General features: G+C 69.0%; 28 protein-coding genes and 1 pseudogene. 5 read left to right on the forward strand and 24 right to left on the reverse strand.

Annotation, left to right across the window (positions count from 1 at the left end; genetic code table 11):
• Nucleotides 1-41: 41 nt before the first annotated feature.
• The 18 genes from ftsA to AC1RTO_RS12160 all read right to left on the reverse strand — a co-directional run bounded on the left by ftsA (nt 42) and on the right by AC1RTO_RS12160 (nt 18,698).
• Nucleotides 42-1,304 carry a cell division protein FtsA gene (gene ftsA / locus AC1RTO_RS12075; RefSeq protein ID WP_293873090.1) on the reverse strand — a complete coding sequence of 421 codons (1,263 nt, stop codon included), beginning with the start codon at nt 1,302-1,304 and terminating at the stop codon, nt 42-44.
• Nucleotides 1,304-2,239 (reverse strand): cell division protein FtsQ/DivIB, encoded by a 936-nt coding sequence (locus tag AC1RTO_RS12080; RefSeq protein ID WP_493161081.1) that lies wholly within the window; start codon nt 2,237-2,239, stop codon nt 1,304-1,306. The genes ftsA and AC1RTO_RS12080 overlap by 1 nt, the downstream gene beginning before the upstream one ends.
• Nucleotides 2,236-3,177, reverse strand: a complete 942-nt coding sequence (locus AC1RTO_RS12085) for a D-alanine--D-alanine ligase (protein WP_493161082.1) — start codon at nt 3,175-3,177, stop codon at nt 2,236-2,238. Before AC1RTO_RS12085 ends, AC1RTO_RS12080 begins: the two co-directional genes overlap by 4 nt.
• Complete coding sequence (gene murB / locus AC1RTO_RS12090; protein ID WP_493161083.1) at nt 3,174-4,079, reverse strand: UDP-N-acetylmuramate dehydrogenase; 906 nt, start codon at nt 4,077-4,079, stop codon at nt 3,174-3,176. Before murB ends, AC1RTO_RS12085 begins: the two co-directional genes overlap by 4 nt.
• On the reverse strand, nt 4,076-4,276 hold the full coding sequence (locus tag AC1RTO_RS12095) for a hypothetical protein (RefSeq protein WP_493161084.1): 201 nt from the start codon (nt 4,274-4,276) through the stop codon (nt 4,076-4,078). Before AC1RTO_RS12095 ends, murB begins: the two co-directional genes overlap by 4 nt.
• The gene (gene murC, locus AC1RTO_RS12100; RefSeq protein ID WP_493161209.1) at nt 4,273-5,688 is read right to left on the reverse strand and encodes a UDP-N-acetylmuramate--L-alanine ligase; all 1,416 of its coding nucleotides are present in this window, start codon (nt 5,686-5,688) and stop codon (nt 4,273-4,275) included. Before murC ends, AC1RTO_RS12095 begins: the two co-directional genes overlap by 4 nt.
• Complete coding sequence (gene murG / locus AC1RTO_RS12105) at nt 5,688-6,857, reverse strand: undecaprenyldiphospho-muramoylpentapeptide beta-N-acetylglucosaminyltransferase (RefSeq protein ID WP_493161085.1); 1,170 nt, start codon at nt 6,855-6,857, stop codon at nt 5,688-5,690. Before murG ends, murC begins: the two co-directional genes overlap by 1 nt.
• Nucleotides 6,842-8,074 carry an FtsW/RodA/SpoVE family cell cycle protein gene (locus AC1RTO_RS12110; protein WP_493161086.1) on the reverse strand — a complete coding sequence of 411 codons (1,233 nt, stop codon included), beginning with the start codon at nt 8,072-8,074 and terminating at the stop codon, nt 6,842-6,844. Before AC1RTO_RS12110 ends, murG begins: the two co-directional genes overlap by 16 nt.
• Complete coding sequence (gene murD, locus AC1RTO_RS12115) at nt 8,071-9,366, reverse strand: UDP-N-acetylmuramoyl-L-alanine--D-glutamate ligase (RefSeq protein WP_493161087.1); 1,296 nt, start codon at nt 9,364-9,366, stop codon at nt 8,071-8,073. Before murD ends, AC1RTO_RS12110 begins: the two co-directional genes overlap by 4 nt.
• Entirely contained in the window at nt 9,363-10,433 is a 1,071-nt protein-coding gene (mraY, locus tag AC1RTO_RS12120) for a phospho-N-acetylmuramoyl-pentapeptide-transferase (protein ID WP_493161088.1), read from the reverse strand. The genes murD and mraY overlap by 4 nt, the downstream gene beginning before the upstream one ends.
• Complete coding sequence (locus tag AC1RTO_RS12125; protein WP_493161089.1) at nt 10,434-11,852, reverse strand: UDP-N-acetylmuramoyl-tripeptide--D-alanyl-D-alanine ligase; 1,419 nt, start codon at nt 11,850-11,852, stop codon at nt 10,434-10,436.
• Complete coding sequence (locus AC1RTO_RS12130; RefSeq protein ID WP_493161090.1) at nt 11,849-13,264, reverse strand: UDP-N-acetylmuramoyl-L-alanyl-D-glutamate--2,6-diaminopimelate ligase; 1,416 nt, start codon at nt 13,262-13,264, stop codon at nt 11,849-11,851. The genes AC1RTO_RS12125 and AC1RTO_RS12130 overlap by 4 nt, the downstream gene beginning before the upstream one ends.
• Before the next feature lie 10 nt (nt 13,265-13,274).
• Entirely contained in the window at nt 13,275-14,990 is a 1,716-nt protein-coding gene (locus AC1RTO_RS12135) for a peptidoglycan D,D-transpeptidase FtsI family protein (RefSeq protein ID WP_493161091.1), read from the reverse strand.
• The gene (locus AC1RTO_RS12140) at nt 14,987-15,616 is read right to left on the reverse strand and encodes a hypothetical protein (protein WP_493161092.1); all 630 of its coding nucleotides are present in this window, start codon (nt 15,614-15,616) and stop codon (nt 14,987-14,989) included. The genes AC1RTO_RS12135 and AC1RTO_RS12140 overlap by 4 nt, the downstream gene beginning before the upstream one ends.
• On the reverse strand, nt 15,613-16,590 hold the full coding sequence (gene rsmH / locus AC1RTO_RS12145) for a 16S rRNA (cytosine(1402)-N(4))-methyltransferase RsmH (RefSeq protein ID WP_493161093.1): 978 nt from the start codon (nt 16,588-16,590) through the stop codon (nt 15,613-15,615). The genes AC1RTO_RS12140 and rsmH overlap by 4 nt, the downstream gene beginning before the upstream one ends.
• Nucleotides 16,587-17,087 carry a division/cell wall cluster transcriptional repressor MraZ gene (locus AC1RTO_RS12150; RefSeq protein ID WP_493161094.1) on the reverse strand — a complete coding sequence of 167 codons (501 nt, stop codon included), beginning with the start codon at nt 17,085-17,087 and terminating at the stop codon, nt 16,587-16,589. Before AC1RTO_RS12150 ends, rsmH begins: the two co-directional genes overlap by 4 nt.
• A gap of 301 nt (nt 17,088-17,388) precedes the next feature.
• The gene (locus AC1RTO_RS12155; protein WP_493161095.1) at nt 17,389-17,661 is read right to left on the reverse strand and encodes a hypothetical protein; all 273 of its coding nucleotides are present in this window, start codon (nt 17,659-17,661) and stop codon (nt 17,389-17,391) included.
• A gap of 68 nt (nt 17,662-17,729) precedes the next feature.
• Complete coding sequence (locus tag AC1RTO_RS12160) at nt 17,730-18,698, reverse strand: cysteine synthase A (RefSeq protein ID WP_493161096.1); 969 nt, start codon at nt 18,696-18,698, stop codon at nt 17,730-17,732.
• 158 nt (nt 18,699-18,856) lie between these two features.
• On the opposite strand from AC1RTO_RS12160, the gene AC1RTO_RS12165 reads away from it, so the two are divergent.
• The 3 genes from AC1RTO_RS12165 to aat all read left to right on the forward strand — a co-directional run bounded on the left by AC1RTO_RS12165 (nt 18,857) and on the right by aat (nt 20,861).
• Nucleotides 18,857-19,243: a hypothetical protein gene (locus AC1RTO_RS12165; protein ID WP_293873122.1), complete on the forward strand. Its 387-nt coding sequence runs from the start codon at nt 18,857-18,859 to the stop codon at nt 19,241-19,243.
• Between the two features lie 119 nt (nt 19,244-19,362).
• Nucleotides 19,363-20,070, forward strand: a complete 708-nt coding sequence (locus AC1RTO_RS12170) for a ParA family protein (protein WP_493161210.1) — start codon at nt 19,363-19,365, stop codon at nt 20,068-20,070.
• Between the two features lie 53 nt (nt 20,071-20,123).
• A complete protein-coding gene (aat, locus tag AC1RTO_RS12175; protein ID WP_493161097.1) occupies nt 20,124-20,861 on the forward strand; it encodes a leucyl/phenylalanyl-tRNA--protein transferase in 738 nt (245 codons plus the stop codon).
• Between the two features lie 35 nt (nt 20,862-20,896).
• Here the strand turns inward: aat and AC1RTO_RS12180 are convergent.
• The 3 genes and pseudogenes from AC1RTO_RS12180 to AC1RTO_RS12190 all read right to left on the reverse strand — a co-directional run.
• A pseudogene (locus tag AC1RTO_RS12180) lies at nt 20,897-21,331 on the reverse strand (DUF2155 domain-containing protein); the annotation flags it as partial.
• Complete coding sequence (locus AC1RTO_RS12185; RefSeq protein ID WP_493161098.1) at nt 21,331-21,726, reverse strand: NADH:ubiquinone oxidoreductase subunit NDUFA12; 396 nt, start codon at nt 21,724-21,726, stop codon at nt 21,331-21,333. The gene AC1RTO_RS12185 and the pseudogene AC1RTO_RS12180, both read right to left, overlap by 1 nt.
• Nucleotides 21,727-22,185: 459 nt before the next feature.
• A complete protein-coding gene (locus AC1RTO_RS12190) occupies nt 22,186-22,503 on the reverse strand; it encodes a hypothetical protein (RefSeq protein WP_493161099.1) in 318 nt (105 codons plus the stop codon).
• A 137-nt stretch (nt 22,504-22,640) separates the two neighbouring features.
• On the opposite strand from AC1RTO_RS12190, the gene AC1RTO_RS12195 reads away from it, so the two are divergent.
• Nucleotides 22,641-23,099 (forward strand): hypothetical protein, encoded by a 459-nt coding sequence (locus tag AC1RTO_RS12195; RefSeq protein ID WP_493161100.1) that lies wholly within the window; start codon nt 22,641-22,643, stop codon nt 23,097-23,099.
• A 130-nt stretch (nt 23,100-23,229) separates the two neighbouring features.
• On the opposite strand, the gene AC1RTO_RS12200 is transcribed toward AC1RTO_RS12195, so the two are convergent.
• The 3 genes from AC1RTO_RS12200 to AC1RTO_RS12210 all read right to left on the reverse strand — a co-directional run bounded on the left by AC1RTO_RS12200 (nt 23,230) and on the right by AC1RTO_RS12210 (nt 24,959).
• Entirely contained in the window at nt 23,230-23,748 is a 519-nt protein-coding gene (locus tag AC1RTO_RS12200) for a DUF192 domain-containing protein (protein WP_493161211.1), read from the reverse strand.
• Nucleotides 23,749-23,761: 13 nt separating this feature from the next.
• Nucleotides 23,762-24,364, reverse strand: coding sequence for a cold-shock protein (locus tag AC1RTO_RS12205; protein ID WP_493161101.1), 603 nt, complete (start codon nt 24,362-24,364; stop codon nt 23,762-23,764).
• A gap of 64 nt (nt 24,365-24,428) precedes the next feature.
• Nucleotides 24,429-24,959: a regulatory protein RecX gene (locus AC1RTO_RS12210; RefSeq protein ID WP_493161102.1), complete on the reverse strand. Its 531-nt coding sequence runs from the start codon at nt 24,957-24,959 to the stop codon at nt 24,429-24,431.
• A gap of 98 nt (nt 24,960-25,057) precedes the next feature.
• On the opposite strand from AC1RTO_RS12210, the gene AC1RTO_RS12215 reads away from it, so the two are divergent.
• On the forward strand, nt 25,058-26,821 hold the full coding sequence (locus AC1RTO_RS12215) for a fatty acyl-AMP ligase (RefSeq protein ID WP_493161103.1): 1,764 nt from the start codon (nt 25,058-25,060) through the stop codon (nt 26,819-26,821).
• Nucleotides 26,822-26,830 lie beyond the last annotated feature (9 nt).

Below are 26,830 nucleotides of genomic sequence, written 5' to 3' on the forward strand. Positions count from 1 at the left end.
GCAACGTTCCACAGAAAACGGAGACGAGTCGTCGCGGACACTCAATAATTCGCGCGCGCCGCCTGGATCAGCTTGCGCATCATGCCCATGCCCTTCTGGCGATGAACGGTGGTTTGCTGCGGCGCCACCCCGCGCAGATCGATCGGATCGGTCGCAGCATAGAATGCCAGCCCCGCCAAGGTGGCGAACGCCGGTCCGCCATGCGCTTCGGGCAGAGCGGTCAGCCCGCGCGGCCGGCCGATGCGCACCGAACGGCCGAGCGCCTGCTGCGCATAGTCGGCGATGCCCTTCAGCTCGGCGCCGCCGCCGGTCAGCACGACCTGCCGCCCGACCGGGCCTTCGAACTTGAGGTGGGCCAGGGCTTTGCGGATCTCGTCCATCTGATGTTCGAGCCGCTGGCGGACGATGCCGATCAGCTGCGCCTTGGTGATCTGCATACCGCCATGGACGTCGTCCTCGGCGGCGATCGGCATCACCGGGATCATCTCGTGATTGTCGCGCGGAGACGCGTTCGCCGATCCGTGGAAGCATTTCATCCGCTCCGCCTGCGCCCGGCGGGTACCGAAGGCGCTGGCGATATCGTCGGTGATGTCCTGCCCGCCAAGCGGGATCGAATGCAGCCCGACCAGCATGCCGCCCGCGAACAGCGACACGTTGGTGATCCCCGCGCCGATCTCGACCAGTGCGACGCCCAGCTCGCGCTCCTCCTCGGACAGGCAGGCGAGCCCGGTCGCGACCGGCGAGGCGATGATCGACTTCACCTCCAGATGCGCCGAGCGCACGCACAGGTCGAGATTGCGCACCGGTGAGCCGTCGGCGGCGACGACATGGATGTGCACGCCCAGCCGGTCGGCGTGCAGCCCGAGCGGCTTCTTCACCCCGGTCAGCCCGTCGAGCGTGTAGAGCGCCGGCTGCGCATGGAGCACCATGCGGCCCTGCGGATCGATCGAATTGCGCCCCGCCGCGAGCAAGGCGTCGATGTCCTGCTGTTCGACGCGATGGCCGCCCAGCTCGAATTCGACCTCGGCGACGTCGCTGACGAGGCCGCCGGCCGAAAAGCCGACCCAGACGTTCTCGATGTTGATCCCGGCGATCCGTTCAGCCTGTTCCACCGCCTCGCGCACCGCCGCCTCGGTCGCCGCCATGTCGGCGATATAGCCGCGCTTGACTCCGCGGCTCTCGCGCTGGCCGGTGCCGAGCACGATCAATTCGCCGCCGTCGCCCTTTTGCGCGATCATCGCCGACACCTTCGACGACCCGATGTCGAGCGCCGTAATCAGCCCCTCCGGTGCAACCTTCGCCATCAGCCCTCAGCCCCCGCTTGAGAATCCGCATCCCCGGTCGAGGACGGCGGTGTCGTGACTTCGCTCGGGTCCGGCACGTTATGCGCCATGCTCGCCCCCGGTTTGCGTGCGACCAGCTTGCTCGGATCGCGCATGTCGAACCGGATCCAGCCGCGGCCGAGCAGCGGCCGCGCGCCGTCCAGCTCGGCGAATCTGAGGAGCGCCCCCGGCGCGCCGTCCTCGGGCAGCGCCAGCGTCTCGCCGCTGTCGAAGGTCAGGTCCCAGCGCCGGTTGCCGATCCAGGTCGCCGCCTTCACCCGCGGTTTCAGTGCCGGTGCGGCGGCGAGCAGCGCCTGATAGCCCGCCTCCTGCCGGTCCGCTCCCGGCCCGATCACCAGCGGCAGGTCGGGAATCGCCTCGGTCCGCACCGGCTCGAGCAGCACGCCGTCCTTGTCGATCAGCGTCAGCTGGCCGTTGTCCTGCCACACCGCCGCCGGGGTACGCTCGACGATATCGACCAGCAGCGTGTCGGGCAGCCGGCGCGAGACGTGCGCATCCGCGATCCAGCCGTAGCGCAACAGCTTCTCCCGCACCGACTCCAAATCAACGAGCGGCATCGCCCGGCTCTGCTGGTCAAGCGCCACCGCATAGACGCTCATCCGGTCCATCCGCTTGAGTCCGGTGACCTCGATCTGCTCGACGCGAAAGCCCGCCTGCCCCGCGCCCTCGGCGATCGCGGTGCCGATCATGCCGGGGATACCGATCCACGTCACCACCGCGAGCGCGCCGGCGATCCCCGCACCGGTGATCGTCCAGGTCGCCGCCTTGCGGACCGTATCCTCGCTGACCGGCACGGCGGCCATCGCGCGTTCGAACAGGCCGGCCTTGCGCACCGGCTGCTTGCGCCGCGCGCCCGGCCGCTTGGGCGGCGGCCCGCGCTTGATCGTGCGGCTCATCCCGCCTTCGCCTTCGCGTCGGCCAGCGCCTCGTCGACGATCGCCTGCACCAGCTCGGGATAGCTCATCCCCAGATGCCGCGCCTGTTCGGGAACGAGGCTGAGCGGGGTCATGCCGGGCTGGGTGTTCACCTCGAGCAGGAAGAGGCCGTCGACGTCGCGCTCGTCGTCCCAGCGGAAGTCGGAGCGCGACGCGCCCTTGCAGCCGAGCAGCCGGTGCGCCTCGAGCGCGAGGCTCTTGCACGCCTCGGCGATGCGATCGGGGATGTCGGCGGGGCAGACGTGTTCGGTCAGCCCGTCGGTATATTTCGCGTCGAAATCGTACCAGCCGTTCTTGGGCTTCAGCTCGGTGACGCCGAGCGCGCGGTCGCCGAGCACCGCGGTCGTCAGCTCGCGGCCGCGGACATAGGGTTCGGCGAGCAGTTCGTCGAACTCCGCCCACGGTCCCGCCACGTCGCGGCCGATCGGATTGCCGTAATTGCCGTCGTCGGTGACGATCGCCACGCCGACCGACGATCCCTCGTTGATCGGCTTGAGCACATAGGGGCGCTGCAGCGGATCGCGCTCGTGGATGTCCGCCGACCGGACGATGCGACCGCCCGGCATCGGAATGCCGGCGGGGACCAGCACCTGCTTGGTCAGCACCTTGTCGATCGCGATCACCGACGTGGCCAGCCCCGAATGCGTATAGGGAATGCCCATCAGGTCGAGCAGGCCCTGCACGCTGCCGTCCTCGCCGGGGGACCCGTGCAGCGCGTTGAACACCAGATCGGGCTGCGCCTCGGCCAGCCGCGCCGCGACATCGCGACCCATGTCGATGCGCGTCACGCGATGACCGAGCGATTCGAGCGCCGCGGCGCAGCCCTCGCCCGACATCAGCGACACTGGCCGTTCGGCGGACCAGCCGCCCATCAGCACGACGATCTGCAGGCCGCTCATGCCGTCACCCCGACCCGCTGGATTTCCCATTCCAGCGTCACCCCCGAATGCGCCTTCACTGTCTCGCGTACCTCTTCGCCCAGCGCCTCGATCTCCGCGGACGTCGCCGCGCCGAGGTTGAGCAGGAAATTACAATGCTTTTCGGATACCTGCGCGTCGCCGCGGGTCAAGCCGCGACAGCCGGCAGCATCGATTAGCGCCCACGCCTTGTGCCCCGCGGGATTCTTGAAGGTCGATCCGCCCGTTTTGCTCCGCAGCGGCTGCGACGCCTCGCGCTCGGCGGCGATCCGGTCCATCTCCGCGCCGATCGCCGCGGGGTCGGCCGGATGCCCGCGGAACGTCGCCGACACCACCACCGCGCCCTCGGGCAGCAGGCTGTGGCGATAGGTGTAGCCGAGCTCGGCCAGCGCCAGCGTCCGCCGCTCGCCCGACCGCAGCACGACGTCGCAATCGACCAGCACGTCCTTGACCTCGCGGCCATAGGCCCCGCCGTTCATCCGCACGAAGCCGCCGACCGTACCGGGGATCGAGCGCAGGAATTCGACCCCGCCGATCCCCGCATCGCGCGCGGACGAAGACACGAGAATACCGCTCGCCCCGCCGCCACAGCGCAGGGTGACGTCGCCCAGTCCCTGGACCTGCGCGAACGCCTTGCCGAGCCGGACCACGACGCCCGGCACGCCGCCGTCGCGGACGATCATGTTCGATCCCAGCCCCAGCGCCATCACCGGCACGGCGGGGTCGAGGTCGCGAAGGAACGCAGCCAGATCGTCGGCATCCTTCGGCTCGAACAGCCATTGCGCCGCCCCGCCCGACTTGAACCAGACCAGCGGCGCCAGCGCGGCTCCCGCGGTCAGGCGCCCGCGTACCGTCGGCAGCAAATCGAGCACGGCAGCGCTCACCAAGGCCCGACGCCCCACAATCGCGTCCACGCCTGAAACGCCGCCAGATTCGCCTCGGCCGCCTTGCGCGTCGCCTCCTGCGCCTGCACCATCGCCTCGCCCGCATTCGCCGCATGGCCGCCCGCGTCGAGCGACTGGCGCTGCGCGTCGAGCATCTGCTTCTGCAGCTTCAGGCTTGCATCGAACCAGTCGTTCATCGCCGTTCTCCGATCGCGGTCGCCAGCCCGGCGGCCCATCTGGTGATGTCGCCCGCGCCCAGGCAGACGATCATGTCGTTCGGCTGCACGGTCGCCGCCAGTTCGTCAGCGAGCCCGTCCGCATCGGCGACCGTCGCCGCGGAACGATGCCCGCGCCGCTTCAGCCCGTCGACCAGCGCCTGCGCATCGACGCCCTCGATCGGCACTTCGCCCGCGGCATAGACTGGCGTCACCAGCACGCGGTCGGCATCGTTGAACGCGGTCTGGAAATCCTCCATCAGATTGCCGAGTCGCGAGAAACGATGCGGCTGCACGACCGCGATCACACGCCCCTCCGCGCCTTCGCGCGCGGCGGCGAGCACCGCGCGGATTTCAACCGGGTGATGGCCGTAATCGTCGATGATCGTCACCGCCCCACCCTCGACCGGCACCTCGCCGACGTTGGTGAAGCGACGCTTGACCCCGCCGAACGCCGAAAAGCCCTGCTGGATCGTCGCGTCGGGAATGCCCAGTTCCAACGCCACGCCGATCGCGGCGAGCGCGTTCTGGACGTTGTGGCGGCCGGGCATCGGCAGCTCGATATTCTCGATCGAGCGCGTCGCGCCGTCCCGCGTCCGCACGATGCATTCGAAGCGGTTGCCGCCCGGCACCGGCGTCACGTTGACGCCGCGGACATCCGCCTGCGCGGAGAAGCCGTAGGTAACGACGCGGCGATCCCGCACGCGCGGCAGGATGTTCTGCACCTCGGCATGGTCGAGGCACAGCAAGGCCGCGCCATAGAAGGGGACGTTCTCGACGAATTCGACGAAGGCGTCCTTCACCGCATCGAAGCTGCCATAATGGTCGAGGTGCTCGGGATCGATGTTGGTGACCACCGCGATCGTGCCGTCGAGCCGCAGGAAGCTGCCGTCGCTCTCGTCCGCCTCCACCACCATCCAGTCGCTCGCACCCAGCCGCGCATTCGATCCGTAGCTGTTGATGATGCCGCCGTTGATGACGGTCGGATCGACCCCGCCCGCATCGAGCAACGCCGCGACCATCGACGTCGTCGTCGTCTTGCCGTGCGTGCCGGCGACCGCGACGGTCGATTTCAGCCGCATCAGCTCGGCGAGCATCTCCGCGCGGCGCACCACCGGGATGCGGCGTTCCAGCGCTGCCTCGACCTCGGGGTTCGAACGGGTGATCGCGGTCGAGACGACGACCACCGCGGCGTCCGCGACATTGTCCGCGGCATGGCCGATCGACACGGCGATGCCCTTGTCGCGCAACCCCTGCACGACATAGCCCTCGGCGACGTCGGAGCCCTGTACGGTATAGCCGAGGTTCTTCATCACCTCGGCGATGCCCGACATGCCGATGCCGCCGATCCCGACGAAATGAATCGGCCCGATGTCGGTCTGCACGCCGCGGATCATGCGCCCGCTCCTGCCAGTGCGGCCTTCGGTCGGGTCGGCTTGCCCACCGGCAGGCGCGACAGCGGCGCGTCGAGGCTCTCGACCAGATCGGCGAGGTCGCTCACCGCATTCGGCCGGCCGACGCTCTTCGCGCGGGTCGCGGCATTTTCCAGCGCGGCGGGGTCGAGGCCCAGTTTCTGCATCTGCTTGGCCAGCTCCACGGCGGTAAATTCGGGCTGCGGGATCGTGCGCGCGCCGCCCGCCCGGGTGATCTCGCGCGCGTTGACGGTCTGGTGGTCGTCGGTCGCGCCGGGCAGCGGCACGAGGATCGCTGGACGACCCGCCGCGGTCAGTTCGGCGATGGTCGAGGCACCGGCGCGCGCGATCACCAGATGCGCCCAGGCCAGCTGTTCGGGCATGTCGGGCAGATAGGTCGCAAGTTCGGCCGGAATCTGATGCTCGGCATATTTGGCACGCACCGCGTCGATATCCTCGATCCGCGCCTGATGCGTCACCTGCAACCGGCGGCGGAAGGTGACCGGCAGCATCGCCAGCCCATCCGGCACGACCTGGCTGAGGATGCTCGCCCCCTGGCTGCCGCCGGTGACGAGGACGCGGAAGATGCCGTCCTCCTCCAGCAGCGGATAGGGCTTGTTGCGCAGGGCCAGCACCGCCTCGCGGACCGGATTGCCGACGAGATGGACCTTGTCCGCCAGCTTCGCCGCCAGCCGTTCGGTCGCCTTGTACGAGGTCGCGATCGCGCCGACGCGGCCGGCGACCAGCCGGTTGACGCGGCCGAGCACCGCATTCTGTTCGTGCACCGCGGTCGGGATATTGTCGGCGAACGCCGCCAGCAGCGCCGGCATCGCCGGATAACCGCCGAAGCCGATGACCGCGGCGGGCTTGAACGTACGGTACAATTCGCGCGCCATCGCCCGGCCGCGCACCATCTCGCGCACCGCCGACGGCCAGCCGAGCGGCTTCTTCACCTGAAAGCGCCCTGCAGGCAGGACGTGCGTCTGGATGCCCTCGAACAATCCCGGAAAGCGCACGCCGCGCGCGTCGCTGACCAGTGCGACGCGGTGGCCACGCCGGGTCAGTTCCTCCGCCAGCGCCGCCGCGGGCACCATATGTCCTCCCGTACCGCCGGCGGCGAGGACGTAATGCTTGCTCAATTCGAACCCCATCTGACTACATACGGACTGCGCGTCAGGAACGGGTTGCGCCGGGTGAACGCCAGCAGCAAGCCCATACCGACTGACAGGGCGATCATCGACGACCCGCCATAGCTGATGAACGGCAGCGTCATGCCCTTCGACGGCGCGAGGCCGGTGTTGACCGCCATCGACACCAGCGCCTGCGTACCGAATTGCACCGCCAGCCCGGATGCGGCGAGCAGCTTGAACTCGTCCTGTTCGTCGAGCAGCTTGACGAACACCCGCACGACGATGGCGAGGAAGACGAGCGCGATGATCGCGCAGGCGATCAGGCCGAATTCCTCGCCGATCACCGAATAGATGTAATCGGTATGCGCCTCGGGCAGGCCGAACTTGGCGGTGCCGCCGCCGGGGCCGGTGCCGGTCCAGCCGCCGCTGGTGATCGTCGCATGCGCCGCATTGGTCTGGAAGTGATCGCTCGCCCCCTCCCCCTCGACACCGGGAAACAGGAAGGCGTCGATGCGGTTGCGCGCGGTGCTGTAGAACATATAGGCCGCGATAAGCCCCACCGGCACCATCGCGACGATCGCACCGAGGATCCGCATCGGCGTCCCCGCGATCATCAGCAGCGCTATCCAGACGGTGCAGAAGATCACCGTCTGGCCGAAGTCCGGCTGGAGCATCAGCAGCACCGCGATCACCCCGGTCATCGTGCCGGTGATGAGCACCGTCGGCAGTTCCGGGTCCTTTGCCTTCAGCGACAGCAGCCACGCCACCGTGACGATGAACAACGGCTTCAGGAATTCGGACGGCTGGAACGAGGCGAAGCCATAGCCGATCCAACGCCGTGCGCCGTTAATGCTGTTGCCGACGAACGGCGTCAGCGCGAGGCAGACGATCAGCACCGCCGCGCCGAGCAGCGCCAGCCGCCGCGCGAGCGGCACCGGCATCATCGAGACGCCGAACAGCACCGGCAGCGAGACGCCAACCCAGATCAGCTGGCGCCAGAAATAATAGAGCGGGGTGAACTTGTGATGCTCGCCCGAATAGCGGACTGCGGTCGCCGGGCTCGCTGCCGCCACCGCGATCAGGCCGATCGCGATCAGGAACAGCGTCAGCAGCAGCAGCATCCGGTCGATGTCCCAGAACCACGTGCCGAGCGGCGAGCTGTCGCCACGCCCGCCGCGCCGCTTCACCTTCGCGATCAGCGTATCGCCGGTCGGCTCCGCCATGGTTGCGCCATTCATGCGAGGGCCTCCACCGCAGCCCGGAATGCGGCCCCGCGATCCTCGTAATCGCGGAACTGGTCGAAGCTAGCACAGGCCGGCGACAACAGCACCACCTCTCCCGGCTGCGCCGCCGCAGCGGCGTGCGCGACCGCGGTGGCGAGGTCGCCCGACAGCGCGACCGCCGGCACCCTGCCGGTCAGCAGGTCGCGGAACAGCGGCCCCGCCTCGCCGATCGTATAGGCCGCGGCGACGCGATCGAAATAGGGCGCGCAGGCGTCGAGGTCGTCACCCTTGCGCTTGCCGCCGACGATCCAGTGGACCCGGCCGAATGCGCCAAGCGCGGGCGCGGTGCTTTCGGGATTGGTCGCCTTGCTGTCGTCGACGAAGGTCACGCCATCGCGGACGGCGATCGTCTGCATGCGATGCGGCAGGCTGGCATAGGTGGCGAGGCCGCGGTCAATATCGGCCTCCGCCACGCCCAAGGCCTTGGCGACCGCGATGGCGGCGAGCGCGTTCTGCGCATTGTGCGGGCCCTGCAGTGCCGGCCACCGGCTCTGGTCCATGCACACGCCCGGCGCGATCTTGGTCAGATGCTCGCCCCGCGCCGACAGCCCGCGTGCGATCTGCGCCGACGCCGCATCGCCGATCCCGATCACCGCAGCATGGGCAGCGGATTGCATCGCGAACAGCCGCGCCTTCGACGCGGCATAGGCCTCGAACCCGTCGTAGCGGTCGAGATGATCGGGCGTGATGTTGAGCAGCACCGCGACGTCGCAATCGAGGCTCTGCGTCAGGTCGATCTGGTAGCTCGACAGTTCGAGCACATAGACGCCGCCTTCGGGCAACGGCGCCTGTTCGAGGATCGGCAGACCGATGTTGCCGCCCATCAGCGTCGGCACGCCCGCGGTTTCGAGCAGATGATAAACCAGCGCCGTCGTGGTCGACTTGCCGTTGGTGCCGGTGATGCCCACCACCCTGTGCGCGGGCAGTTCGGCGCGGGCCTGCGCGAACAGCTCGATATCGCCGATCACCGGCACGCCCGCCGCCCGCGCCCGTTCGACCAGAGGATGCGTGTTGAGCGGCACCCCCGGCGATACGACGAGCCCGGCCGCGCCCTCCAGGTTCAGTTTGGCGAGGTCGTGGACGATGACGCCGTTGACCTCCGCCGCCCGCGCGCGCGCGGCGGGGTCGCTGTCCCAGGCGACGACATGCGCGCCGCTCTTCGCCAGCGCACGCACCGTCGCGAGGCCGGATCGGGCCAGCCCGAGCACCGCATAACGCTGCCCCTCGAAGGCTTTCGAGACGATCACCGCAACTTCAACGTCGACAGGCCGGCGAGCGCCAGCACCAGGCTGATGATCCAGAAGCGGATGACGACGGTCGGCTCGCTCCAGCCCAGCTGCTCGAAATGGTGGTGGATCGGCGCCATGCGGAACACGCGCTTGCCCGTCCGCTTGTAGAAGAACACCTGGATGATGACCGACAGCGCCTCCGCGACGAACAGGCCGCCGACGATGCCGAGCACGATCTCGTGATGCGCGACGACGGCGATCGTGCCGAGCGCGCCGCCCAGCGCGAGGCTGCCGGTGTCGCCCATGAACACCGCGGCCGGCGGCGCGTTGAACCAAAGGAAGGCAAGACCCGCCCCGATCACCGCGCCGCAGAAGATAGCGAGCTCGCCCGCGCCTGGGACGTGCGGGATGCCGAGATAGGTCGCGAACTTCACGTTGCCGGCGAGGTAGACGATCAGCATGAAGGCGACGCTGGCGATGATGACCGGCATCGTCGCGAGGCCGTCGAGCCCGTCGGTCAGGTTCACCGCATTGCCGAAGGCGACGATCGTGAACGCCGCGAACAGCGGGAAGAAATAGCCGAGGTCGAGGTACATGCGGTCGGTGAACGGCAGGTACAGGTGCGGCCCGTTCTGCCCCATGATGATCCACGACGCGATGCCGGCGATGGCGAATTCCAACAGCAGCCGGGTGCGCCCGGAAACGCCCGCGGTGCTCGCCTTGCGGACCTTGTCGTAATCGTCGAGGAAACCGATCGCGCCGAAGCCCAGCGTCACGAACAGGCACGACCAGACGTAGGGGTTGGACAGGTCCATCCAGATCAGGATCGCCAGCGACATGGCGGTCAAGATCATCAGCCCGCCCATCGTCGGCGTGCCGCGCTTGGCGAGGTGCGTCTGCGGCCCGTCGGCGCGGATCGGTTGCCCCTTGCCCTGCCGCACGCGCAGCCAGCCGATGAAGCGCGGCCCGATGATGAGGCCGATCAGCAGCGCGGTCGCCACCGCCGCGCCCGTCCGGAAGGACTGGTAACGGATGAGGTTCAGCAGCCCGGTGAAGCCCAGGTGCTCGGCGATCCAGTATAGCATTTACGTTCCGACCCCTTGCGATCCCCGATCGCCCTCACCGCGCGATCGCGACACGCCCGCCCGCGCGAGCCCCGCGACGACCCGCGACAACCCGACCCCGTTGGACCCCTTGACGAGCAATGCATCACCGGCGCGAGCCAGATCCTTCAGACGGCCGAGCGCAGTCGCAGCATCGGCCACATGCATGACTTCGACCCGCCCCTCAAGGGCCTGCGCCAGCGGCGTCATCGCTTCGCCGACCAGCAGCGCCGTTTCGACGCGCGCGGCAAGGATCGGCCCGGCCAAATCGGCATGATAGTCGGCGGAGGCGTCGCCCAGTTCGCGCATCTCGCCGAGCAAGGCGATATGCCGCCCCGGCTCCTCGGCGAGCACCGCCAGCGTCGCGCGCATCGAGGCGGGATTGGCGTTGTAGCTTTCGTCGATCACCAGCATGTCGCCGCCCGCCGCGGGCGCGAGGAAGCGCGCGCCGCGACCGGCGAGCCCGCCCATCTCGCCGAGGGCGAGGCCGGCGCGGGCGAGATCGGCACCCGCCGCATCGACTGCGGCGAGGACGGCGAGCGCGTTGGACACCCAGTGCATCCCCGGCTGCGACAGTGTGAACGACAGCTCCCGATCGCCCAGCTTCGCGGTGACGAACGATCCGCCCGACGGCAACCGCATCGCCTCGATCGCGCGCACGTCGGCCCCCTTGTCGAGGCCGAAGGTCACCGTGCGGGCGGCATAAGGCGCCGCCGCGGCGATCAGGCGGTCGCGGTGCGGGCTGTCATAGGGCACGATCGCGACGCCGCCCGGCTCCAGCCCGCGGAAGATCTCGCCCTTGGCGTCGGCGATCGCGCTCTCGTCGGCGAAGAAGGCGGTGTGCGCGGGCGCGATGGCGGTGACGATCGCGATATGCGGGCGGACCAGCCGGGTCAGTACGCTGAGTTCGCCGGCATGGTTCATGCCCATCTCGAACACGCCGACCTTCGTGTCGCGCGGCATGCGGGAGAGGCTGAGCGGCACGCCGGTGTGGTTGTTGTAGCTCTTGACCGAGCGATGCACCGCGCCGGGCAGCGAGCGGTCGAGCGCGACGAACAGCGCCTCCTTGGCACTGGTCTTGCCGACGGAACCGGTGACGCCGATCACCGTCCCCGTCATGCGTGCGCGGGCGGCACGGCCCAGGTCGTTGAGCGCGGCAAAGGTGTCGGCGACGCGGACGCCCGGATGCGCGCTGTTGGCCGAGACGATCGCACCCGCCGCGCCCTGCACGAACGCCTGGTCGAGGAACCGGTGGCCGTCGGTGCTCTCGCCGGTCAGCGCGACGAACAGGTCGTTCGCGCCGACCTCGCGGCTGTCGAAGGCGACGCCGTCGACGGCGAAGTCGGCGGATGCCACGCCATAGGTGGCGGCGGCAATCTCGCCGGCGGTCCAGAGGGTCACGCCGCGCACTCCCGCGCGACCGTCACGTCGTCGAACGGCAATTCCATGTCGCCGACGATCTGCCCTTGCTCATGCCCCTTGCCCGCGATCAGGACGATGTCCTGCGGCCCGGCCTGCTGCACGGCATGACCGATCGCCTCGCGCCGGTCGCCGATCTCGCGCGCATGGGGTGCGCCCTTCAGGATAGCGGCGCGGATCGCGGCGGGGTCCTCGGTGCGGGGGTTGTCGTCGGTGACGATCGCCACGTCCGCCTGCATCTGCGCGACCTGCCCCATCGTCTCGCGCTTGCCCGCGTCGCGATCGCCGCCCGCGCCGAACACGACGATGAGGCGGGCACCCGCGTGCGGCTTCAGCGCCGCGATCGCCGCCTCCAGCGCGTCGGGGGTGTGCGCGTAATCGACGTAGACCGGCGCACCCGACCGGGTGATGACCGCACGCTCCAGCCGCCCGCGCACCGGTTGCAGCCGCGCGAGATCGGCGACCGTCCGTGCGACGTCGCCACCGGTCGCGATCACCAGCCCGGCCGCGACCAGCGCGTTTGCCGCCTGATACCCGCCGATCAGCGGCAGCATCACCTGATAGGTCTGCCCCTCCGCCTCGATCGTCAGGCCCTGCCCGAGCAGCGTCGGGTCGCGCTCGACCAGCCGCAGAGTATGGCCGCGCTCGCCGACGGTGATCAGCCGGTTGCCGCGCGCCTGCGCCAGGTCGATCACCCGCCCGGCGTGCACGTCGTCCGCCCACACCACCGCGGTCCCCGCCGGGCTCAGCACCTCGGAAAACAGCCGCAGCTTGGCGGTCAGATAGGCGCCCATGTCGCCATGGTAATCGAGATGGTCGCGCGACAGATTGGTGAAGGCCGCCGCGGCGACGTTCAGCCCTTCGGTGCGATACTGGACCAGCCCGTGGCTCGACGCCTCGAACGCGAGGTGGGTCACGCCCTCGCGCGCCAGCCCGGCGACGTTGGACAGGAAGGTGACGACGTCGGGCGTCGTCAGCCCGGTCGTCACCCGCTCGTCCGCGGTGGTAACGCCCAGGGTGCCGATCGAGGCGGCATGCTGCCCCGCCATCCGCCACAATTGCCGGGTCATCTCGACGGTGGAGGTCTTGCCGTTGGTGCCGGTAACCGCCACCGCGACCGCCGGGAAGGGCGCGAAGAAGTGCGCGGCGAGTTGCGCGAAGCGTTCCCGCGGGTTCTCGGCATGGATCGCCACCGCACCCTCGACCGCGACGCCGGGTCGCGTCACCACCGCGACCGCGCCGGATCGCACCGCCTCGGCGATATAATCCTCGCCGTTCACCCGTACGCCCTGAAAGGCGCCGAAGACGGTGCCGGGGGCGACCTTGCGGTGATCGATCGCGAAGCCGGTGACGACCGCCTCGTCCTGGCCGCCGGTCAACGTCGCCAGCTTCATGCGCGGGCGCTCACTGGCCGGTCGGCTGGGTGCGGCTGGGGTCCTGCCACAGGGTCGGCACGATGTCCGACACGTCGATATCGCGCGTTGCATCGGGAACGACGCCCAGCATCGCGCCGACACGGCTGATCGTGCGGCCGACGACCGGCGCGGCGTTCCAGGCAGCGGTTTTCCACCCGAAGGTCTCCTTCGTTCCCAGCGGCGAATCGAGCATCGCCAACACGACATAGCGCGGCCCGTCCATCGGGAAGGCCGCGGCGAACGTCGCCACGTTGCGCGACCGGTCGTACCCGCCCGCGACTGCAGCCTCCGCCGTACCCGTCTTGCCGCCGACGCGATAGCCCGGCGCTTCGCCCTTGCGACCGGTGCCGCGCAGCACGATCAGCCGCAGCATCTGGCGCATACGCGCGCTGGTCTGTTCGCTGATGACGCGGCGGCCGACCGGCGCATGGCCCGGCGCGACCTTGAGCAGCGTCGCCGGACGCCACACGCCGCCATTGACCAGCGCGGCATAGGCGCTCGCCAGATGCAGCGGCGTCACCGCGATGCCATGGCCGTAGGCGGTGGTCATCGTCGTCGTGCGCGCCCAATAGGTCGGCAGCAGCGGACGCCCCTTTTCGCGCAGTTCGATGTCGGGCTTGGTGTCGAAGCCGAGCTTGCGGAACATCGCCTGCATCCGCTGCGGCCCGACCTCGTCGGCGACCCGCGCGGTCGCGATGTTAGACGAATAGATCAGCGTTTCCGCCATGTTGAGCCAGCGCTTGGGGTCGCCGCGCTCGTCGTGGATGGTGTAGCCGCCGACCTTCAGGGGGTGCGTCGCGTCGAAGCGGCGCGCGAACGACGTCACCACGCCGGTGTCCATCGCGGTCGCCATCGTGATCGGCTTGAACGTCGATCCCAGCTCGAACACGCTCTGCGTCGTGATGTTGCGCAGCTCTTCGCTGCCCGCCATGCCGACGCGATTGGGATTGAACGTCGGCAGCGACACCATCGCGATCACCTCGCCGGTGTTGACGTCGAGCACGATGCCGCCCGCGCCGCGCGCGGAGAAGGTCCCCATCGCCCGGCCGAGCTCGCTCTCCAGCGCCGCCTGCACGCGCGTGTCGAGCGACAGCGCCACCGGCTGCCCCGCCTTGGTCGGGTCGAGCAGCCGTTCGTCGAGCACCCGCTCCATCCCGCTCATGCCGTGGCCGTCGGTGGAGAGGAAGCCGAGCGCGTGGCTCGCCATCGTCGATTGCGGATAGAGTCGCTGCGTCTCGCGCGCGAAGACCAGCGCCGGCTCGCCGATCGCATTGACCTGCTCGACCAGCGCCGGGCTGGCGCGGCGCTGCAGGTACACGAAGCTGACGTTGCGGCTCAACTGGCCATAGAACCACGCCTGGTCGCCGCGATCGGGCATCAGCGCGGCGAGCCGGCTGGCGATCTCCATCTTGTCGCCGATGATCTTCTTGGGGTGAACCGCGATCGTCCAGGCGTCGATCGTCCGCGCCAGCGGCGCACCGTTGCGATCGACGATGTCGCCGCGCGCCGCCAGCGCCGCCACCCGCGCCTCGGCATCACGGCCCGACAGCGCGCCGAGCATCGCCAGCCGCCCGATGACCAGCGTCACCGCGGCGGCGAACAACATCAACAGCATCATCAGCCGCGTATGCGACGTCGCCACCAGCGCATGACGCTGGCTGGCGTTACGCCGCTGCGGCACCGGGCGGGCGACGATGACGGTCAACGTTTGCGGGCCTCCGCACGCGCGCTGCTCAGGATATCGCCGAGCGTGGTGTCGGACAGCAACTTCTTGTCGAGCATCGCCACCGCCTGCGGCCGGACCTTGGCGACCGCCGCCCGGGCGCGGGCCGCCTCGTCGAGCTTGGCGATCAGCGGCGCGCTCTTCGCGATCGTCGCGACGGTGATGACCGCGCGGCGGGCGGTCGGCATCGCTGCGGCGACCTGCACGGCGGCGGGGGCCGGCGTCGCGGCGGGGGCGACCGGATTGACCTTGGACAGCGAGGGGACGACGAGCGCGGCGGTCTGCATGCCGGGGGTGCCGGGCATGCCGATCTGCGTCACGTCGAGGCTGGCGAGCGCGGCCTCGTCGGTGACGAACTGGTGCGCGACGGGCGCGGCCAGCGCCAGCGTCTCGCCGTTCCACTTTTCGAGCTGGGCGAGGTTGGCACGCGTCTCGAACTCCGTCTCGAGCGCGCGGATGTCGCGCTCGGCGGCGTCGATCTTGCGATCCATGCCCTCCAGCTTCTTGCGCTCGGCAGCGACCTGCAGCGAGACCAGGTAGAAACCGAGGACGATGGCGACGCAGCCACCGAACCACCCGATCCCCTTGAACCGATACGCCGCCGTCATACGATCACCTCCGCCAAGTCGTTGTTGTCCCCGGAATGCCCCCAGGCGGGCGCCGCCGTCCGCCGCGCCGTCCGCAAGGTCGCCGATCGGGCGCGCGGGTTGCGCGCCACCTCCGCCGCGCCGGCGCGCACCGCCCGGCCGACCGCCTCGAAACTCGGCGCCACCGCCACGCTCGCCTGCGGCAGGTGCCGCGATCCGCCGGGCGTGTTGCCCGACCGGTCGCGCAGGAAGCGCTTGACCAGCCGGTCCTCGAGACTGTGGAACGTGACCACCGCGAGGCGGCCACCCGGCTTCAGCGCGCGCTCGGCCGCGGCGAGGCCGTCGACCAGCTCGCCCAGCTCGCGGTTCACATGGATGCGAATCGCCTGGAAGGTGCGCGTCGCCGGATCCTTCTTGTCGTGCGGACGGTGGCCCAGCGCCTTGCGGACGACATGCGCCAGTTCGCCGGTGCGGGTGAGCGGCCGCGCAGCGACGATCGCGCGCGCGACGCGGCGCGACTTGGGCTCGTCGCCGTAATGATAGAGGACGTTGGCGATCGCCTCTTCGTCGGCGGTGTTGAGGAAGTCCGCCGCGCTCGGCCCCTCCTGCGCCATCCGCATGTCGAGCGGACCGTCGGACTGGAACGAGAAGCCGCGCTCCGCCTGGTCGAGCTGCATCGACGACACGCCGATATCCATCGTCAGCCCGTCGACCGGCCCGTCCAACGCCGCCTCCAGCGCGGAGAAGTCGCTGTGGACCAGCGTCAGGCCGGGGATGTTCGCCGCACGGCCGGCCGCGATCGCGTCGGGATCGCGATCGAAGGCGACGACCTGCGCCCCGGTGGCGAGGATCGCGCGGGTATAACCGCCGGCGCCGAAGGTCGCGTCCACCATCGTCTCGCCCGGGGCGGGGGCGAGCGCGGCGATCACCTCGTCGAGCAGCACGGGGACGTGGGGGGCTTCCGTCGTCGAAGGACCGGTCACGGGGTCGTTCACAGCGCGATCCCCTTGTCCTGGCAGTAATAGCGGCAGGCGGCGACCATCTGCGGCGCGATGCCCGGCGTGGACAGCAACGTCTTCGGGTCCCAGATCTCGATATAGTCGAGCGTCCCCCAGAAGAAGGCGTGCGCGCCGATATTGGCATAGAAGCGCGGAAAGCCGGGCATGATGAACCGGCCGGAACCATCGAACGGCACCGCTTCGCCATTGGCGCCGCCGCGCTTGATATTATGGTCGACCTTGCCGTCCGGCCCGCGCGACAGCGCGACCCGTTCGTTCAGTTCGCGCTTCAGTTCGGCGATATAGGCGGGATCATAGGCGATAAGGCAGGGCTGATCCTCGTGAGCGGCGATGATGACGGTGCCGCCGTCCTTGCCGTCGGCGCGGGGCGCATTCTCGGCGAGCGTGTGGCGGAGCGCATTGGGGATGGCGACCCGGCCCTTGTCGTCGACAAGAGCAAGTCCACTGCCCTGATAATCGCCCCTTTCCGACACGCCCGTCTCGCACCCTGACGCGCACGGCTCACCGCTTCGGGAAACAGCCTGTCGCTGCCTCTCGACGCCTTGCGAAAACGCAAATCGGTGATGCCTGCCCCGTTGTTAGCCGTTGGTATCAACAGCCCATCGGGGAAGCAACGGGATTTTTGGGGATGGTCGGGGAAATCGCGCCCGGACGAGGCCTATCCCGGCGATGACTGCCCTCGCCTCGATACCGGGCGCGAACCGTCCGAACCCCGGTGACGCACGGATTCGGGACGGCCGAACGGCGCAATCCCCGGATTTCCCCGGCGACCAATCATTTTGCGGCCTGGGCGTTGCTGGTGGAGGGCGCGACGCCAAGCTCGGCGAGCGGTTCGCCCGAGCCGTCCGCCGCGGCCGCGGCCACGCTGGCATTGGTCATGGCGATGTTGGCGACGACGTCGGCCTGCGCCGATCCGGCGATCGCGATCGGCCGCTCGCGCGTCGCCGATCCCAGGATCGCGCTGGCGACCGCGATCAGCAGCACCACGGCGACAAGGCCGATCACGCCGACCTTGATCCGCTGCATCGTCTGGTGAGTGTCTCGCACGGCTCTCATCTTGCCGCACGGCTGTAACGCTTCGTCACCCGTTTGTCGAATGACGGCATGATCGCGACTCAGGACAAGCCCTTGGCCGCCCGCCATTCCGGATCGTAGAGTGAGGACAGGTAACGGAATCCGGTGTCGCACAGGATCGTCGCGATGCGCTTGCCCGGTCCCAGATGGCGGGCCAGCTGCACCGCGCCGGCGACGTTGATCCCCGACGACAGGCCGAGGCACAGCCCCTCCTCGTCGAGCAGGCGGCGCACCCAATAATAGCCCTCCTGATCGGAGATGCGGAATTGCGTGTCGATCGGCGCGCCCTCCAGATTGGCGGTGATCCGCCCCTGCCCGATCCCTTCGGCCACCGACGACCCTTCCGACCGCAGTTCGCCGTGCGCATAATATTCGTACAGCGCCGCACCATGCGGATCGCTCAGCGCGATGCAGACGCTTTCGTCCTTGGCCTTCAGCCCCAGCCCGACGCCCGCGATCGTGCCGCCGGTCCCCGCCGCGCAGGTGAAGCCATGGATGCGGCCGTCCATCTGCTGCCAGATCTCCTCCGCGGTGCCGACGATATGCGCGCGACGGTTGGCGACATTGTCGAACTGGTTCGCCCAGATCGCATTGTCGCGCTCCTCGGCGATGCGGCGGCTGGTGTGCACGAAATGGCACGGGCTCGCATAGGGCGCCGCCGGCACCAGCACCAGTTCTGCACCGAGTGCTCGCAGCGTATCCATCTTCTCGCGGCTCTGCGTCTCGGGCATGACGATGATCGTACGATAGCCCTTGGCATTGGCGACCAGCGCCAGACCGATACCCGTGTTGCCCGCCGTCCCCTCGACGATCGTGCCGCCGGGATGCAGCACGCCCCGCGCCTCCGCATCCTCGACGATCGACAGCGCCGCGCGATCCTTCACCGACGCGCCGGGATTGGCGAACTCGCACTTGCCGAAGATGTCGCAGCCGGTCGCCTCGCTCGGCCCCTTCAGTCGGACGAGGGGGGTGTTGCCGATCAGGGCGAGCGTATCGGGGGTCGTATGCATCTGCGCTAGATGGCGTGCGTCGTCGCCAGCGGCAAGCAAAGCCGCGCTTCACCCCGGCAAAGTTTCCGCTCCCGTTCACCGCATTTTGCGACACAGTCTCACATAGATCGGCCATTCGCCTTGACGCTCCGTGCTGCATGCGCGAACGTCCCGCCGCTATGAAGAGCCCTCTCCTCCTCTCCGCCGCCGCCGCGCTTCTCGCGCTGGCTGCCTGCAACTCCCAACCGGCCCAGCCCGACGTCCTCGATTCGAACCCGGATCCGATGGCGACCGAGCTGGCGAACCGCGCCCCCGTCGAGCTGCCGCCGGCGATCAAGGCCGACAAGACCTTCCGCTGCAAGGACAACAGCCTGCTCTACGTCACCCTGTTCCAGGGCGACAAGCAGGCGTTCGTGAAGACCAGCCCGACCGGCGCCATCAACCGCCTGACCGCCGAAAAGGCCGGCGATCCGCTGACCGCCGAGGGCGGCTGGAAGCTGACCGGCACGGCGTCGAACATCACCATCACGCAGCCCGGCAAGCCGTCGCAGACCTGCAAGTCCTAACGCATCCGGTTTCCGGGTGACGACGGGCCGGCGGAGCGATCCGCCGGCCTTATTTCATGTCCGCCGTTTCCGCGCGTGCCGCATTGCGGCATCGCGGCCGAAACGGTACGATCGTCCGCATGGCGACGATCGCGATCTACAGTTCGAAGGGCGGCGTCGGCAAGACGACGCTGGCCGTCAACCTTGCCTGGTGCGCGGCGGCCCTGTCGCAGCGACGCACGCTGCTGTGGGATCTCGATCCGCAGGCGGCGAGCAGCTGGGTGGTCGGCCGCGAACCCGCCGGCGACCAGGCGCGCGCCCTGTTCACCAAGGACAGCAAGGCGTCCGCCCATGCGCAGCCGACGATCATCCCCGGGCTCGACCTGATCCCCGCCGACGCCTCGCTGCGCACGCTCGACCTGCTCCTCCACGACATCGGCAAGCGCCGGCGGCTCGGCCGGCTGATCGAGCGGATCGGCGACTATGACCATGTCCTGCTCGATTGCCCGCCCGGGCTCACCGAGACGAGCGAACAGGTGATCCGCGCCGCCGACCTGATCGTCATGCCGGTGATCCCCTCGCCGCTGGCGCAGCGCGCGGCGGACGAGGTGCTGCGCCACCTCGGCGGCAAGGTGCCGGTGCTGGCGGTGCACATGATGGTCGACCGGCGCCGGCGCCTCCACGCCGACGCGATCGCCGCGCAGCCCGACTGGCCCGCGATCCCGATGGCGAGCGCGGTCGAGGCGATGGCCGAACACCGCGCGCCGGTGGCGACCTTCGCACCGCGCTCCGCCGCCGCCACCGCCTTCGCCGCGCTCTGGACCGCGATCGAGCGCCGCGTGGCGTAATCCCGCGCGGCGGCCTTGCCATCGCCGCGACCGGACGCCACGTTCGCCGGACGATGGACATGCTCGATCCGCAACTCGTGCTCGGTGCCTATGCGGTGGGCGTGTTCCCGATGGCCGACCATCGCGACGCGGGCGGCGTCTATTGGGTCGAGCCGCGCACCCGGGCGATCCTGCCGATCGACGGGTTCCGCCTGTCGAAGTCGCTGCGCAAGACGATCGGCCGCGACCGCTTCCGCGTCACCGCCGACACCGCCTTTGAACGGATCATCCAGCTGTGCGCCGAAAGCGCGGAAGATCGGCCGGAAACCTGGATCAACACCGACATCGAGCGGGTGTTCACCACTCTCCACCGGCTGGGCTTCGCGCATTCGATCGAATGCTGGGAGGGCGAGGAACTGGTCGGCGGGCTCTACGGCCTCGCGCTCGGCCGCGCCTTTTTCGGCGAATCGATGGTCAGCCGCCGCACCGATGCCTCGAAGGTCGCGCTCGCCTGGCTGGTCGCGCGGCTGAAGGCGGGCGGTTTCACCCTGCTCGACTGCCAGTTCATGACCGACCACCTCGCCTCGCTGGGCGCGGTGGAGATCGACCGCGCGGATTATTGCGCGTTGCTGGCCGGGGCGCTGGACGGCGGAGCCGGTTCGGCTGCCGCATCGGTGCGATCCGCGGCAGGGACGGGGGATTTCTTCGCACTCGAACGACCCGCCGCATCGCCACCACCGGCTCCTACCGAGGTCGTATCGGGGCCGGTCGCCGGCCAGGACATCGTGCAGCTCTTGGTCCAGACGTCGTAGACCGGGTGCTGGACGACGTTGAGCGCCGGCCGCTCGCGGAACAGCCAGCCCGAGAAGGCGCGCCGCCAGTGCCGGTCGCTGCCGCGGACGTCGAGCTGGACGAAAGCGCCGGTCAGCTGGTCCTGCTCCCAGGGCGCGGTATGTTCGCACGCGCGCAGGCGGACGATCGCATCGCCGACCCGCACCGCCTGCCCCGGCTTCAGCGTCAGGTCGCGGCTGACGCCATTGCGCTTGTTGAGCAGCCCGACCACCGCGACCCGCTCCGCCATCGGCGTCCCGCCGGTCGGCAGCGCGACGTCACTCGACGCGATCGTCTCGATCGCCTCCGCCGGCGCGACGTCGCCCGGCGTCAGGTCCTGCGCGACGACGCCTTGCCCGCCCGTGTCGGTGCGATGCAGCGCGCGATAACCGAGCACCCCCGCCACGACCAGCGCCACCAGCAGCACGCCGGCGGCGAGCCAGCGCTTCATCACCCTTCGGGCGTCCACGCCTCGTAATCGCCGGTGGCGGCGGCACGCTTGCCGCCCTTTTCCAACGAGCCCGAGGGGCGATAGGCGAGCGGCGTGCCGGTCATGTTCGGCACCGCCGGCTTCTGCCACGCACGCACCGGCGGCAGCGCACGATCGGGCACGTCGTCGATATGATGGTGCAGCCAGCTGAACCACACCGGCGGCACGCGGCTGGCGTCGTTCGCGCCCTCGTAGATCACCCAGCGACGGACCCGGCCGCCGCCGTCCTTGCCGCCTTCGTAATAGACGTTGCCGAGCGCGTCGGTACCCATCTGCTTCATGCCGCGCAGGCCATAGAGCATCGTGCCCCAGGATGCGCCGGACCACCAGGTGAACGGATTGAGGTTGATGCCCATAATGCCCTGCGCTTACCCGTCTCGCGCGCGCCCTTCAACCGGGGATCGACGCGATCGTTTCGGGTGGATGGCGTGGGGGACGGAAAGCCGACGTGCGGCAACGAGCTGGACGCCATCAATACGCCGGAGGAGACGATCCGGTTTTGTCGTTTCCGGTCGTGGGATGACGCGTCGGCGCCGTATCGAGACGAATCAGACGGCACGGTGTAGGACATAGCGAATGGGCCGCGGCTGCATTCCCTGAATCGGAGGCGGCGATATCGGCACGGTGGCGCCGGACACGGTGGCGTCTGAGCCGTTCGCCCCGGGGGATGTCGAGGCGCGTTGGCGGAGATGGCGCCATTGGGCTGGCGACGACGGCACATTCGTAAGCGAGATAACCCTACACAGCTTAAAGTATGTCCGGCCACGCCCAACAGCGGACATTCCGCACCCGCCCACTCACGGACATTCGCACGACTATAGCAGCAGCCACTTGACGACGCCCGCGCCGGTAAAAAGCACCAAAGCGCAGCCCCACCATGGGATGGGGCTGCCGTCGTCATATTCTCCGAGATCCACATACCGGCGCACCTCCTTCCTCTGACGTGCCCCGTATGCATCGTCGCGGGAGCGAATGTCAGCGTCGTCAAGGTAGTGGTGCACAGCCTCCGGCGTGGCGTCGATTGGCAGTTTCCGCTGAAGCTCGCTTGCTAGCCGTTCCACTTCAAGCCAATCGGTAGGCTCTCGCTCTTCAACAGCAAGGATGACCGCCAATCGGCTGCGTAGCTCGTCCATCTCCACGCCTTTAGACTACCGGAGCGGGCACTTGATGCAACGTCCGTCCTCCACCGGAAGCGAACGGTCCGCTTCCGCCCACAACCAGGCATTAAGCTTCCCCCCTTACGGGAAGCAAAACAACTGGGGAGCGGCGAGTGGACCTTTCAGGACGAAGTATCGCGCTGGCAGCTGTTATCGCGCTTCTGCCGGCCTGCTCATCCAAATGGCCGTCGGATCGTTTTCCCGCAGGGCTGGAAGTGAAGCGGACGCTGTTTGCCGGCAGTGGCGGCGGGTTTCGAGAGACTTGCGAGGCCATGATCATCGAGATTACTGACAGAGCTGCCAGCCGCACGTTCCCACTAAAAACGTCAAAGAACGGTGTTGAGTTGAAGGCGCCCACTGGCTGGAAGAAAACACCTATCGCCACGGATGGAGAAAAAACGTTCTACAAGAGCGCGTTCGGCGGCTGCACCGATAGTGGCGACGAACCGCTCGGCGACCTGCCGGGTTGGCTGAAACGCCCCGGCGCTTTCTACAAGGTGATTAACGGCGGCGAAGGCGTTGCGATTATCGTCCCCCGAAGCAAGTTGGCGGGTTTCTACTACTTCGGCTGACAGGGGAGCGGCTTATGTCCGCTTCCCCCCAAAGAGCGGATGAGCAGTTCACGACCACCTCCAGACGTTTCCGCCCCCCAAATGACGATGCCTGCAACGCCATCACGCCGTGACCCTTAGACGAGTGCCGCTACTTCGCCCACGTCACCCGGTCGCCCTCGGCGATGCCGAGTTCGGCGGCGCGGCCGCCGACGATCTCGAGGACTGCGGCGACGGGTTCGCGGGATTTCACCTCGGTCGAGGAATAAGGGACGGTGTTCTCGGCGATCGTCGCGATCGTGCCGTCGGCGCGGATGAAGAGGATGTCGAGCGGGGTGGGCGTGTTCTTCATCCAGAAGCTCGCCTCGCGCGGGGCGCCGCCGCCGGCGGGATAGGGATGGAAGAGCATGCCGCCGTCGGGCGTCAGGTCGGTGCGGTACATCAGGCCCTGCGCCTGCTGCGCCGCGGTCACCGCGCGTTCGACCAGGAAGACATGGCTGCCACCCGCCCCGGCGATCGTCACCGGCAACCGCGTGCTGGCGTCCGCCGCCTGCCCGGCATTGCCGCCGTCACCGCCCGAACAGGCCCCGGTCGCCATCAGCAGCAGCGCCGCGGCCGTCGCCGCCCCCACCGCCTTCGCCGTCCTCGCCGCCCCCGCCGTCGCCATCATCGCCGTCACCCGCTCAATCCTGTTCGACGCTCACCGCCAGCGGTCCCTTGCGCCCGTCGACGATGCGCGCGCGCAATCGCTGTTCGGGTTCGATGGCGGCGATGCCGGCGCGGCGCAACGTCTCCATGTGCACGAACACGTCGCTGTCGTCGCGGTCGCGGACCAGAAAACCATAGCCCTTCAGCCGGTTGAACCATTTGACCGCGACGCCCTCATAGTCGCCGGCAGCATCGATCAGCGTCACCGGATCGATCCGGTCGGTGACGCGCGGCGGCCGCACCGGCTCCTCGACCGCGTTGCTGAGGTCGATCGCGACCACCTCGCGCGCCTGATAGCCGCGACCGCGCTGCACCGACAGCGTCTCGACCCGCGCGCCTTCGGGCAGGCTGCGGCGGCCGTGCGGTTGCAGGACGGAAAAATGGATCAGGACGTCGCCGACGCCGGCGTCGTCCGCCACCGCGAAGCCGAAGCCGCGGGTCACGTCGAACCATTTGATGACGCCCGACACGGCGACCACGCCCTGGTCGTCGCCGTCCGGCGCGCGTGTGGCGGCAGTGGCGCCGGGCATGACCCCGTCGTCCCGCTCGTCGCCCTCCCGTTGCGGCTCGCTACGCATGACTCTACCCCTGTTAACGCTACGCTAGCACGGTTCGTCGCTGCTGCAATTGCGAAAGGACTGTTTACTCCAATTCATCCAGTTCTTCTTCGCTTTGCGCGACGACGATGCGGCGCGACCGTTCGAAACCATGGCCGGCGCGCAGCATCGCGGCGAGTTGCTTGTCGCGTACCGCCCGGTCTTCGGTCGGCATCCCGAACGGCCCGATCCGCTTGCGCCGGGCGAAGGCGATCGCGGCCTCCCCGGCGCGTTCGGCGATGGCGGGCGCGAGGTCGTCGGCGTCCGCCTGCTCGATATGCGCCTGGCGCAGCGCCATCGTCACCCGCCGTGCGCCCAGCCCCTTGCGACCCAGCGCGGCGGCCTTGCTCTCGGCGTACAGGCGGTCGTCGACATAGCCGAGATCGGCCATCCGCTGCGCCAGCGCCCGGGGGTCGGCGACCTCGCCGTACCAGCCGCGTTCGCGGATCTTGCGCCCCAGATAGTCGGCGAGCTTGCCCCGCGTCGTCGCGAACCGCTCGACGTAGCGCAGCGCCAGCCGTTCGAGGGCGGCGGCGTCGAGCGGCGGTGGAGGGCGGCGTTCCTGCCTCATGGCCATGTTGTTGCCACACTGGCACCGGATTTAGAACGTCGATCGCGCGTTATAGCGCAGGATGACGACAGTCGCGGGTCGCGACGAGTGAACAGGAATATGTGATGACCGAGCAGTCTGCGCCTTCGCTGACGCCCACGCCCACGCTGGACAAGCTGCCGCGTCGCTACGCCGACTTCACGACGCTGGGCGAGGCGCTGGACTATGCGGCGCAGGGCGTGCGCGGCCTCAACTTCCACGACGCGCGCGGCACGCTCGCCCGCCCCTATCCGTTCGCCGAGCTGCGCGCCGACGCCGTCGCCATGGCGCATCGCCTGATCGCGGCGGGCGTGCAGCCCGAGGATCGCATCGCGCTGGTCGCCGAAACCGGGCCGGAATTCGCCGCCCTGTTCTTCGGCACCGTCTATGCCGGCGCGTGGCCGGTGCCGCTGCCGCTGCCGACCTCGTTCGGCGGGCGCGATTCCTATATCGAGCAATTGCGCGTCCAGCTGGCGAGCTGCGACCCCCGGATGCTGATCTTCCCGCCCGAACTGGCGGCGATGGCGGCAGAGGCGGCGCGCCTCGCCGGAACCGAGGGTATCGACTGGTCCGAATTTGCGACGCGCGAGGCGGCGGCGGTCGCGTTGCCGCAGGCGGACGGTCAGGCGATCGCCTATCTGCAATATTCCAGCGGATCGACGCGGTTTCCGCACGGCGTCGCGATCACGCATCATGCGCTGCTCAACAATCTGGCGGCGCACAGCCACGGCATGGAGATCGCCGCCGACGGCACCGATCGCTGCGTCAGCTGGCTGCCCTGGTATCACGACATGGGCCTCGTCGGTTGCTTCCTGTCGCCGATCGCCAACCAGGTATCGACCGATTACCTGAAGACCGAGGATTTCGCCCGCCGCCCGCTGGCGTGGCTCGACATGATCTCGCGCCACGACGGTACGACGCTGAGCTATTCGCCGACCTTCGGCTATGACATCTGCGCGCGCCGTATGTCGTCGCAGACCAAGGCGGGCGACCGCTTCGACCTGTCCCGCTGGCGGGTCGCGGGCAATGGCGCGGACATGATCCGCCCCGACGTGATGCAGGCGTTCGTCGACGCCTTCGCCGACGCCGGGTTCAAGGCAAGCGCCTTCCTGCCGAGCTACGGCCTTGCCGAGGCAACGCTGGCGGTGTCGCTGATGCCGCCGGGCGAGGGCATCCGGGTGGAGCTGGTCGAGGAAACGCAGCTGTCGGGCGGCGGCGATTCGCTCGCCGCCAACGACGGCCCGCGCCCGCAGCGCTTCCGCGCGATCGTCAATTGCGGCAAGCCGGTGCGCGACATGGCGGTCGAGATCCGCGAGGAGGACGGCACCCCCCTGCCCGAGGGCGCGATCGGCAAATTGTGGTGCAAGGGGCCGAGCGTCATGGTCGGCTATTTCCGCGACGACGCCGCGACCGAGGCGTGCATGGCGGACGGCTGGCTCGACACCGGCGACATGGCGTACATGTCGAATGGCTACATCTACATCGTCGGCCGCGCCAAGGACATGATCATCGTCAACGGCAAGAACCACTGGCCGCAGGACATCGAATGGGCGGTGGAGCAGCTGCCCGGATTCAAGGCGGGCGACATCGCTGCCTTCGCGATCACCACGCCGGGTGGCGAGGAGACGCCGGCGGTGCTGGTCCAGTGCCGCAGCAGCGACGCGTCCGAACGCCAGCGGCTGCGCGAGGAAATCCGCGAGCGCGTACGGTCGGTTACCGGGATGAACTGCGTGATCGAGCTGATCCCGCCGCGCACGCTGCCGCGCACCAGCTCGGGCAAGCTGAGCCGGGCGAAGGCGCGCAACCTGTACCTGAACGGCGACATCAAGCCCTACGCCATCGCCGCCTGATCGGCAGGC

The organism is Sphingomonas sp. GW821-FHT10F09, from assembly GCF_058809195.1.

What these genes read in the sequence shown, in the direction of transcription:
- AC1RTO_RS12130 (WP_493161090.1), bottom strand. Translation starts at nt 13,264, where the DNA reads ATGAAGCTGGCGACGTTGACCGGCGGCCAGGACGAGGCGGTCGTCACC.
- AC1RTO_RS12110 (WP_493161086.1), bottom strand. Translation starts at nt 8,074, where the DNA reads ATGAATGGCGCAACCATGGCGGAGCCGACCGGCGATACGCTGATCGCG.
- ftsA (WP_293873090.1), bottom strand. Translation starts at nt 1,304, where the DNA reads ATGGCGAAGGTTGCACCGGAGGGGCTGATTACGGCGCTCGACATCGGG.
- AC1RTO_RS12170 (WP_493161210.1), top strand. Translation starts at nt 19,363, where the DNA reads ATGGCGACGATCGCGATCTACAGTTCGAAGGGCGGCGTCGGCAAGACG.
- mraY (WP_493161088.1), bottom strand. Translation starts at nt 10,433, where the DNA reads ATGCTATACTGGATCGCCGAGCACCTGGGCTTCACCGGGCTGCTGAAC.
- AC1RTO_RS12205 (WP_493161101.1), bottom strand. Translation starts at nt 24,364, where the DNA reads ATGCGTAGCGAGCCGCAACGGGAGGGCGACGAGCGGGACGACGGGGTC.
- AC1RTO_RS12080 (WP_493161081.1), bottom strand. Translation starts at nt 2,239, where the DNA reads ATGAGCCGCACGATCAAGCGCGGGCCGCCGCCCAAGCGGCCGGGCGCG.
- AC1RTO_RS12165 (WP_293873122.1), top strand. Translation starts at nt 18,857, where the DNA reads ATGAAGAGCCCTCTCCTCCTCTCCGCCGCCGCCGCGCTTCTCGCGCTG.
- AC1RTO_RS12185 (WP_493161098.1), bottom strand. Translation starts at nt 21,726, where the DNA reads ATGGGCATCAACCTCAATCCGTTCACCTGGTGGTCCGGCGCATCCTGG.
- murG (WP_493161085.1), bottom strand. Translation starts at nt 6,857, where the DNA reads ATGGGGTTCGAATTGAGCAAGCATTACGTCCTCGCCGCCGGCGGTACG.
- AC1RTO_RS12190 (WP_493161099.1), bottom strand. Translation starts at nt 22,503, where the DNA reads ATGGACGAGCTACGCAGCCGATTGGCGGTCATCCTTGCTGTTGAAGAG.
- aat (WP_493161097.1), top strand. Translation starts at nt 20,124, where the DNA reads ATGGACATGCTCGATCCGCAACTCGTGCTCGGTGCCTATGCGGTGGGC.
- AC1RTO_RS12210 (WP_493161102.1), bottom strand. Translation starts at nt 24,959, where the DNA reads ATGGCCATGAGGCAGGAACGCCGCCCTCCACCGCCGCTCGACGCCGCC.
- AC1RTO_RS12215 (WP_493161103.1), top strand. Translation starts at nt 25,058, where the DNA reads ATGACCGAGCAGTCTGCGCCTTCGCTGACGCCCACGCCCACGCTGGAC.
- AC1RTO_RS12140 (WP_493161092.1), bottom strand. Translation starts at nt 15,616, where the DNA reads ATGACGGCGGCGTATCGGTTCAAGGGGATCGGGTGGTTCGGTGGCTGC.
- AC1RTO_RS12085 (WP_493161082.1), bottom strand. Translation starts at nt 3,177, where the DNA reads ATGAGCGGCCTGCAGATCGTCGTGCTGATGGGCGGCTGGTCCGCCGAA.
- AC1RTO_RS12160 (WP_493161096.1), bottom strand. Translation starts at nt 18,698, where the DNA reads ATGCATACGACCCCCGATACGCTCGCCCTGATCGGCAACACCCCCCTC.
- AC1RTO_RS12200 (WP_493161211.1), bottom strand. Translation starts at nt 23,748, where the DNA reads ATGATGGCGACGGCGGGGGCGGCGAGGACGGCGAAGGCGGTGGGGGCG.
- AC1RTO_RS12095 (WP_493161084.1), bottom strand. Translation starts at nt 4,276, where the DNA reads ATGAACGACTGGTTCGATGCAAGCCTGAAGCTGCAGAAGCAGATGCTC.